General features: G+C 69.0%; 2 protein-coding genes. One reads left to right on the forward strand and one right to left on the reverse strand.

The features are described from left to right. Positions 1–90: 90 nt before the first annotated feature. Positions 91–219, reverse strand: coding sequence for a hypothetical protein (locus AB0H42_RS35905; protein ID WP_357064374.1), 129 nt, complete (start codon positions 217–219; stop codon positions 91–93). 119 nt (positions 220–338) lie between these two features. Here AB0H42_RS35905 and AB0H42_RS35910 point away from each other — a divergent pair. Next, positions 339–1,051, forward strand: a 713-nt coding sequence (locus AB0H42_RS35910) for a hypothetical protein (protein ID WP_357064375.1), incomplete at its 3' end; no start/stop codon positions are given.

Consider the following 1,051-nt stretch of genomic DNA (forward strand, 5'->3'; position numbering starts at 1 on the left):
CTATGACAAACTCGCTGTCCGTTACCTGGCCACGGTCCGCGTCGCCGCAATCAACCTGTGGTTATCCGGCCACGGCTTATGAAACGCGGCCTAGATGTCGACGGTGCCCTGTTCCAGTCGACGCCGGGCAACTTCGATCCGGACGAGGCGCTCGGGGTCGCGTTCGCCGAGGTTGTCCAGTACGGCTCGGCGGCGGGTGTGCAGGCGAGACTGCTGCATGCGGTGCTGGTCGACGCGGCGCCCCGGCCGGGGCGATGGACGGCTCACTGTTCAGCCCGGTTGTGGAGCTGCGGACCGCCTTCGAAAGCTTGCCCGGGTTCCTGCGGACTCCGATCGAGATGGTGGTGTTCGGCGGGGAGCTTCCCGGCGCCGACATTTCCACGTTGCGCCGGATGGCCGCTGAGCTGCGCGCCCGCAGTCTCGAATTGGAAGGCTGTTCGAGCGATATCGACACCCTTCTGGCACAGGAGGATTCGGTAGGACAGCTGGCCGGGCAGCTGCGCGAGACATTGGGCTCGTACCGGAAGAGCGCGGCGAGGCTCGGCGATGACGTGCACGCCCTGGCCGATCAGGCGCAGGCGGCGGCCAATGATGCCGAGAAGTGGCTGTGCGTGATGTTCACGTTCGGCATCCACCTCGCGTGGCAGGTCTTCGGTGTGATGAGCAGCGCCGCGGCGGCCGGCCCGGGTGGCGCGGCCGCGGCGGCGCCGACGGTGGATGCCAAGCTGGTCGAGGGACGCGCCGAGGTCGCCGTGATGCGCACGAGCCTGGAGCGGGCATTTCAGGCGGGGGGCGCGAAGACGGCCGCCCGGCTGAGCGGTATAGGGCCCGCGCAGTTTGCCACCATGCTGGGCAAAGCCGTCGCGCTGCCCGCGGGTGTCGACGCGGGCGTGCAGGCTCTGCAGGTTGCCACCGGCGATCGAACCGCCGCCATCATCGGGTCGGACGGTACTAATCCCACGGGTATCGATCTGAAGTCGATCGAGGTCGCCGCCGTGTCCGGCGCGGGCGGAGCGGTCGGCGGCATGCTCGCGGGCCGGTTCGCTCCGAT

Origin of the sequence: Nocardia sp. NPDC050799 (genome assembly GCF_040654015.1) — a bacterium.
Taxonomy (GTDB): Bacteria; Actinomycetota; Actinomycetes; order Mycobacteriales; family Mycobacteriaceae; genus Nocardia.